Origin of the sequence: Granulicella aggregans (assembly GCF_014203275.1) — a bacterium.
Taxonomy (GTDB): domain Bacteria; phylum Acidobacteriota; class Terriglobia; order Terriglobales; family Acidobacteriaceae; genus Edaphobacter.
The window spans coordinates 1-7,698 of record NZ_JACHIP010000056.1 but is presented as its reverse complement, the minus strand read 5'-3'; the positions used below and the strand labels follow the sequence as shown (position 1 = coordinate 7,698).

Annotated in this window: 9 protein-coding genes; 1 reads left to right on the top strand and 8 read right to left on the bottom strand. The window is 56.6% G+C overall.

Going from position 1 to position 7,698, the window contains the following annotated elements:
- Positions 1-555: 555 nt before the first annotated feature.
- Entirely contained in the window at positions 556-2,328 is a 1,773-nt protein-coding gene (locus tag HDF16_RS29810) for a DUF853 family protein (RefSeq protein WP_184224546.1), read from the top strand.
- Positions 2,329-2,871: 543 nt separating this feature from the next.
- Here the strand turns inward: HDF16_RS29810 and HDF16_RS29805 are convergent.
- The 8 genes from HDF16_RS29805 to HDF16_RS29770 all read right to left on the bottom strand — a co-directional run.
- A complete protein-coding gene (locus HDF16_RS29805; protein WP_184224544.1) occupies positions 2,872-3,369 on the bottom strand; it encodes a hypothetical protein in 498 nt (165 codons plus the stop codon).
- 173 nt (positions 3,370-3,542) lie between these two features.
- Entirely contained in the window at positions 3,543-4,970 is a 1,428-nt protein-coding gene (locus HDF16_RS29800; RefSeq protein ID WP_184224542.1) for a hypothetical protein, read from the bottom strand.
- Positions 4,971-5,151: 181 nt separating this feature from the next.
- Positions 5,152-5,583 carry a hypothetical protein gene (locus HDF16_RS29795; protein ID WP_184224540.1) on the bottom strand — a complete coding sequence of 144 codons (432 nt, stop codon included), beginning with the start codon at positions 5,581-5,583 and terminating at the stop codon, positions 5,152-5,154.
- 195 nt (positions 5,584-5,778) lie between these two features.
- On the bottom strand, positions 5,779-6,063 hold the full coding sequence (locus HDF16_RS29790) for a hypothetical protein (RefSeq protein WP_184224538.1): 285 nt from the start codon (positions 6,061-6,063) through the stop codon (positions 5,779-5,781).
- Between the two features lie 83 nt (positions 6,064-6,146).
- Positions 6,147-6,425 carry a type II toxin-antitoxin system BrnA family antitoxin gene (brnA, locus tag HDF16_RS29785; protein WP_184224536.1) on the bottom strand — a complete coding sequence of 93 codons (279 nt, stop codon included), beginning with the start codon at positions 6,423-6,425 and terminating at the stop codon, positions 6,147-6,149.
- Positions 6,406-6,687 (bottom strand): BrnT family toxin, encoded by a 282-nt coding sequence (locus HDF16_RS29780; RefSeq protein ID WP_184224534.1) that lies wholly within the window; start codon positions 6,685-6,687, stop codon positions 6,406-6,408. Before HDF16_RS29780 ends, brnA begins: the two co-directional genes overlap by 20 nt.
- Positions 6,688-6,698: 11 nt before the next feature.
- A complete protein-coding gene (locus tag HDF16_RS29775; RefSeq protein WP_184224532.1) occupies positions 6,699-7,385 on the bottom strand; it encodes a recombinase family protein in 687 nt (228 codons plus the stop codon).
- Between the two features lie 110 nt (positions 7,386-7,495).
- Positions 7,496-7,698: IS30 family transposase (locus HDF16_RS29770; RefSeq protein WP_184224530.1), on the bottom strand; the 203-nt coding region annotated here is incomplete at its 5' end.

Sequence of the window (7,698 nt, the reverse complement as noted above, 5' to 3'; positions counted from 1 at the left end):
GATGCACAACTTCCGCAGGCTCGTCACGCGTTGGGAGTTCCACATCGAAAACTTCCTCGGCTTCGTCCAACTCGCTTGCGTCCATATGCTGCTCAGACGTTTATGAGACCGCTTCTAGTTAGAGACAGGTCGATTCGTCTTCTATGAGCTTCTGTCGCCCAGATCTTTTGCGTGAAGAGAATACTTTCGCGCGCGTCAACCGACGTATAGGGCCAAAGTTTTGCCGGTATGGGAGTGGCAAAGAACTCGGCGATAGTCTGGGCGGGCATCCTTATGATGCTACCGCCTGGCTAACCGTAACCGGCTGAAGTGTCCGCGTCAGGGTAACAAGATGACCTACACCTCCTGAAACATTGAGCTGCTGGAAGGACAGGCAGCGTAACGTTGAAGACGGCACCATTTGGTGAGGACCTCATGAATGATGGCTCTCCGGTCAGACCTAAGGGGCGGCCAGTGGGCAGCTATTCAGGTTCAGCGCGTACTCAACTGATCCGTCCCTTAAGATTAGGGTTGCAGTGGGCTCTACAAAGTTTCGATATTTAAGGGGGCAAGGAATTGACGCGACTGCAGATTGGGAAAGACGGCTTCACGCTTCCGATCGAACTGGTCACGTCAACGCAGGCGATTCTGGCCCGCAAGCGAAGCGGCAAAAGCTATACGGCGTCAGTTCAAGCTGAGGAGCTGCTTCGACACAAACAGCAGATTGCTACGATCGACCCGACGGGTGCCTGGTGGGGCTTACGATCCTCGGCTGCAGGCGATGGGCCGGGATATCCGGTCGTTGTCTTCGGCGGGGATCACGCCGATGCTCCGCTCGAACCGCATGCCGGTCGAATGCTGGCTACGGCACTCGTCGAGCACGGCTTCTCGGCGATCTTCGATGTTGGTCTTATGGTGACGGAAGACCAGATCCGATTTACCTCTGATTTTGCGAGTGAACTACTTCGGATCAATCGGACAGCGCTTCACCTTTTCATCGACGAGGCCGATACGTTCGCTCCGCAATTGACAGAAAACCGGGGCCAGAAAGTCTGCCTGGGCACCGTGAGCCGCTTGGTCAAACAGGGCGGCGTGCGAGGCGTCGGGGTCACCATGATTACGCAGCGGCCAGCCGACATCAACAAGAAGGTTCTAAGCCAGGTCGATATCCTCACCGTCCTGAGAATGAGCCATCCCCTCGACATCAAAGCCGCGACAGATTGGATCAAGAGCGAGGTCTCTATTGAATTTGCAGGGGAGGTGGAGATTGCGCTACCAAGTCTCCCGGTGGGAAGTGCCTTCTTCTGCTCAGCCTCGCTCGGCATCGGCCAACGCGTGGAAGTGCGCGAGCGGGAGACGTTCAACTCCGGCGCGACACCCAAACCGGGAGAGAGACAGCAGGTGCCGAGGGTATTGGCTCCGATCGACATCGAGCAACTGGGCCGCGAGATCGCGGATTCGGCGCGACATGCTCAGGAGAACTCTCCAGAATTCTTACGCCAACGAATCGCCGATCTGGAGAGGGAAGGGAATCGCGTTTTACCGGATAGCGGTATCGAACTCGCAAAGCTTCAGGCGGAGATTGGCAAGCTAAGGCCCGCGGCTGAGGCCGCCGCCGGGTACCGGATCAAACTCCATGAAGCCGATGAAATCAGAAAGGAAGTCCTTCAAGAGCTTCACGCGTTGATTGCCAAGCTCGAACACCACGGAGAAGGGGAGCCGGCATCGGTTTCGGAGATGCGTGTTCCGCAGGAGCTTCCCTTGAAGTTTCCGCCCCGCCCTGTGGTGGTTCCTCGAACGATCACGGAAGCATCTGCGGCTGACCATGCATCCGATGCGGAAAACCCCGTCTCGACTTCAGAGCAAAAGATACTTGATGCCCTGGCAAGCCTTGAGGCCGTCGGCGTCATCGATCCCTCGAAGACTCAACTGGCCGCATTCGCCGGGTATTCAAACCCTAAGAGTGGAGGGTTCGCCGCGCCCGTCGCGGCGCTGATCCGCAAAGGACTGGCGGGTTCGAGCGGCGGCAAGGCTACGCTGACTGCTGCCGGCCGATCGGTTGCAAACATGCCGACCCGTCCCGCGACCACAAACGAATTGCAGGCTCGGATCTTCCATCTGCTTGGGGAAGGAGAACGGAAGATGCTCACACTCCTCATTGCTGCATTCCCGGAGAACCTCACCCGCGTAGAGCTGGCCGGACAAGCCGGGTACAGCAATGCGAAGTCAGGCGGCTTCGCGGCTCCGTTGGCACGGCTTGTCGAGCTTGGGTTTGTGGAGACTGTGCGACCTGGAGTCGTTCGGGGAAGCGAGATGCTCTTCCTCAAAGGGAAGGGCAGAGGGAAGTGAAGAAGATCCGGACAGGCGTTCAGCGGGCACTCCATTGCCGTTGCGGACGGGGCAAAGTTCTCGCACTGGGCATGTGCGCCACCTGCTACACGCTCAAGCGGCAAGACGAGGAGTATTTTGGCGGTCTCCGGGAGCAGGTACTCGCACGAGACGGCTATTGTTGCCGGGTCTGCGGAGCGTCCGGACGCGGGAAACGCTCGATCGTAGTGCATCACCGGATACCAGGCGTTTCGAAGATGGCTCTGATGATCTCACTTTGCCACGCTTGTCACGCTATCGTAAGCCGAACTCAGGTCATGCGCCGACCTATGCCGCCTTTGCTCCTGGAGCTCTGGCGAGAACAGCACCCGAGTGGCCATGAACAGACGATCCTGTGCTTTGAGAAGCCTGGTCCGGTGGCTATCGCCGTGCCGCTTTTCACGGACTAAACTTTCTCAAATTGACTAAAAACAGTCCAGCTTGATGCATGATAACGTACTTTATCAGATGTACGGCGACGGGCCGAGAAGCACCAAAACGATTTTCAATAACCCGGCAGGATAGCTAATTGACAGCACCTAGCTTTTTTACCAAGTCGCTGAGCTGGGCTTGGACGTTTTCTCGCTCTGCTTCGGCTGTTCTCAATCGACCTTCAACATCTTGTAGTTGCTCTGATGTGGCCACCTCTTGTGCTGTGACTTTCCCCAGTACAGCTTTGAGCTCCACCAGTCTGTCGATAAACTGCTGCTCCGGGTTCTCGACCTTTTCCATTCCGCCTTCAAATCTGGCCACCTCTGCCTGAGCAGATGCCTTATCGACCTGAACTTGAGTGAGCTGTGTTTTCAACGTGTCTCTTTTCTGAATGGCACGGTCAAGCGTTGTCTGCGTTACCTGAAGTTCGACCAGCAGCAATTGGAGGGTTGTGCTTGCACGCAAATCACGATGAATCGCCCGCAATTCGTCAAGTATCTGTAGCTGAGTCTGGGTATCGGGTTTACTCGTTTGCCCTGGCGCTGAGTTGGCGAACAAGCCTAGAACTAGCAGAACGCGCATGAATTTCATGCGGTTATCTTACGCGCCCCGATAGCATCCTCGGCGCGTTCGAAGACTGCGTAACCCCTGACAACCGGAGTTGTCGTGGGTAACGCAGAGCAGCCATAGCTTGGAACGAGCATAGAGACCTCTCCTCCAAACCGCAGCTCGGTGCTGGAGAAAGAAGAAAGCGCCGATGGGGGCTAAGCCTCTTTTTCTCCATACCAGTCTTCATGGGGGGACACCTTCCCGCATTGCATGCACTGCGTCACAGGCCACTGATACGAACAAGCGGGGCACCGTCCGCGCGAGGTGAATGTGTTCCAGACATTTCCGCAGCGGCAACCCCACACGTTGCCTGTTTTAGGACGCCATTGACACTCCGGACACCGCACAGGTGCCCCATCAACGATCATGGCTGGGCCGTCCGCCTCAGGTAAACGCCGCACCTTGCCCCGAAGTCGACCATGTTGCACCTTAGTCTGACGCCGAGAGGAATTAGGCATCTCCGTCAGTCCGGCCACCGCAGCTGCGAACTCAATACGAGCCAGCAATTGCAGGTCTTCATCGGGAACTCGCGCCAGCAAATCCCGCTTTTCAAGTCCCCTCCGTCTACCAGCATGGTAGAGAACGCTGCGGAATCTTGCCGCCGAAGGCCACAGCACTTTGGGAGCAAAGTTTGGTGCTTCTATATCGGTATCCTCCCGATATAGCTCCTGGGCAAGCTCCATAGCGCGGTCAAAGTCGCCGTCCTGCAATGCGAACTGGAAGGCGATATCCTGTGAAGCGCCGGAGCCGATATAAGCACGACCGCCGCAGGTCGGACCCCCTTCAAGCTTGCGGCGCTTCTGCTCTTCTTCTGCTTCCTGCTGAATCGAATCCCATCCATTGGGATAACGTCGCGCACCCGCCGCCAACTGCTCATGCGTCGCAATCAGCTCTGCCGCAAGTGTAGGGTCCAGGCGTCGCAAGATATGGAGGATCTCAAAGAGCATGAACTCCCGACCCGACGTAAATAACAGCAACCCATTGTCGAAAGAGCCCTGCATCGGCCATTCCGAATCGTTCAGGGTAGATTCAACAACGGAGTGCAGAATAGACAAAGCTTCTATAGCAGGCACCACCGTCCAGTACCTTCCGAAAAGCTTAAGGAACTCGCGTTCTTTTGTCTCGTGCCATGCTTTGACAGCCTTCCGCATCACTGCCAAACGTTGCGTCTGATCCTCGCAGTCGTGAAGTATGTTCATTGCGAAGAGAAAGGGAAAGGATTCTGCAGGCCCATCCTGCAGGACAAACTGAAGTGCGGCTTCAGCATGCCCATGCTCCAACATCGTTTTCCCCAGCATCCATCCGGTATGTCCTTGGGGAGCTCTCGATTCCTCTGGTATGCCAGGCAATAATGAAGGCTCAACCGCTGCTGCAAACACCCGGGCGTGATCAAACAAAACTGAGCGTTCTGGCTCTGGCAATGTGCCGATCTCTTCCAGCGCCATTTCCAGCGTGATCCGTCCCTTAGCGCGATCGGCAACGGCTTCGACCCGTGCGATACGCAGTTTTGCCGCTGCCCGTACTAAAGGCGCTGCACTCTCAGCCTGTTTTCGTGACTGCCGTAGCAATTCAACGACGCTCATTCTGATTAGCTCCAAAAAGCTACGTGCTTGTCCTTAGTAGCCTAGGTTGCGGCAGCAGCTTGGTGATATCTCCTGGTCGGCCCACCCTTTGTACTGTCTGAAACCACCGTTTCAGATGAATATAGGTCGACTTGGCGGGATCCTCGGCGTTGCCGATAACGAAATCCTGCGGGAGCTTCTTTCATCTGCGAATCAGGGACAAGCACCGCCTGAACCCGTCGAGGACAAACAATCCCTGGACGAACGCAAAGAGCAAAGGCGAGACGGTAAACGCGAGAAGCAATGTCATTGCCGCAGGAGAAGACCCGTATGGCGGCTTGGAACTCTCCATTGCAACCGTAGCCCCGCAGAACAACGCGAGGAGGGCGACACTGAGCCCAAAGTGCCACCAAGCCGCAGAGGCGCTCCAAGGAACCATCCAGATGGAGTACAGAAAGGCAAACAAGCAGAGGCAAGAGGCTGCGCCGAAGCGCAGAAGATGGTACGGAATGAGGTAGGTGTTCCTCGGCAGCGTGAGTGTCATGCCGGTCGAGAAACCAAACCGCGAGCCGATCAAACCCGCGACGAGAACAATCACCGCAGTCGCAGCGAAAAGTACAGGAAGACGTGGCATCTGATCCTCCGGCGAATCGAATCTTCCGAGCAGGATACACCGATAGTTGAGTCGCCCTTTAGATCTCTCCCCTCCAGGCTGTGACGGGTCATCTTGTTACTCCTGAAATGGACGCTTCAGCCAGAAACGCGCGATAGCGCCCCAAGCCAAAACCTGAGGCGCTAGACGCACGATCCCGAACGGGACGATGCGGTGCTATTTCCGGTGGAGTTTTAGCCAGTAGCGGTACATGAAGTCGGAGCGATCTGCGTCTTGGCAGTCTGGAAATACCAGGTGCTGACGCCCATCTCGTCCCCAGTCATAGGTGTTGTTGAAGGCGCACTCCAGGCGGTGAGGGATCAACCCTTCCTCCAGGTCTTGTAGGGTGTAAAGCCATTGATTCTGACGACGACGCAGGCCACGCGCAGCAACTTTCTTGTCTGCGTGAGCACTCTTGGTCCCCGTAACGGCCGTATAGGGTTTGCGGTAAGAACGCGACACATGTGCTCTCTCCTTTAGCGAGCTAATGTGTCATGGCGTGCCTCCTGCACTCAGTATGCTCCCATTGGCTTCCAGCTAGCGAGCTAACGAGCCTGACGCGCCTGACGCGCCTGCTTCGCAAGATAGCGTCGGTCGAGAGCCTCACGAAGCATGGTCTTGATGATGGCCTGCCGACTGACGTTCAGCGTCTCGGCCTCACAGTCCAACTCCTTGAGCATCGGCGAGGTGAAATCAACGTTCACCCGCTGGACTAGCCTCTTCACGGTGAATTCATTTGTGAAGTGCGCTGAGATGTCTTGCCCTTGATCCGCCATCTGGGCAATCTCCTCGGCGTCGATCGGTTTACTCGATGTTTTCGGCATACGCTCTCCTTTCCTCTTTTGTCGCCTTCCACAAAGTCACAAGGTGATACAACTCTCCATCGGCATCCTCCCGAACCTCGTAGATCACGCTGTACAGCGTTCCACTGACCCACCCTATGGCGCGAAACTGCTCGGGATCATCGGAACGTCTGTCAGTGATGTATTCCGATTCAAAGAGCGCCTTCGCTTCCTCAAAGCCAATGCCCCGCTCGGGATTCGCTTTGAGCCGCTTGCTTTTCTCGGGGTCGAAGTCGAAACGCATACGTATAACAGTTATACCAAAACCGTAGATCGTTCCATCATTCTTTTGACCTGCACGGCAGACCATTCCCCAAGTCTTCGAGGCGTGGGGATTTCGCGAGCATTGAGTTCCGCCGCAATCGCACGGAGCGAGTTCGCGCCAGTAGCTTGTATGGCTGTGATCGTCGGAAGGAGTTCCGTGCGGTTCTGGCTCGCTTTCTGGCTACGCATTTGCCGCGCCGCCGCGCCGATCTCCGCAAACCGCTCAGCCGAGACGCGCCGACCGCCAAGCTTCGTTCCGCGCGCTTTTGCGGCTGCTAGGGCTGCCTTGGTTCTCTTCGAGATTGCTTCGGCCTCTTGCTCTGCGACGGCGGCCAAGATGTGGACCACGAACCGATTCGCCTGGGGCATATCGACGGCCACGAACTCTACGCCGGATTCCATGAGGTTCGAGATAAAGGCGACGTTGCGGGCGAGGCGATCCAGCTTGGCGATCACTAGGGTAGCCCGATGCTTGCGGCAGAGCTTGAGGGCGGTCGCGAGCGCGGGCCGGTCATTAAGCTTGCCGCTTTCAATCTCCAAGACCTCCTGCACTAGGGTCCAGTCTCCCCCGTTCAGGAATCCGGCGACGGCGGCGCGCTGCGCTTCGAGCCCCAGCCCGCTTGCGCCCTGCCGTACCGTTGAGACCCTCAGGTAGCTCACAAACCTGCGTTTTGCCATCGCTTTGGCCCTCTGTTACGTTTCTTCTACGTCCGTAGAAAGAATGAACAAAGGCCTTAGGCTCGTTCCGGAAAACGCTTGGGACGAAGTTTCCGCTAACCCCGGCGGTCTCAACCGGTCGATGCAACACTGGCATGGAGTTTACTAGCCGGAGTTTCAAAATCCAACGTCTTTCGCGGGCGTTGATTGAGGCGCAGAGCTACCTTGTTGAGGTCGGTTTGAGAGTAGCCGGATAAGTCGGTTTTTCTTGGGAAGTACTGTCTTAGAAGTCCGTTGGTGTTTTCGTTGGTGCCGCGCTGCCATGGGCTCTGCG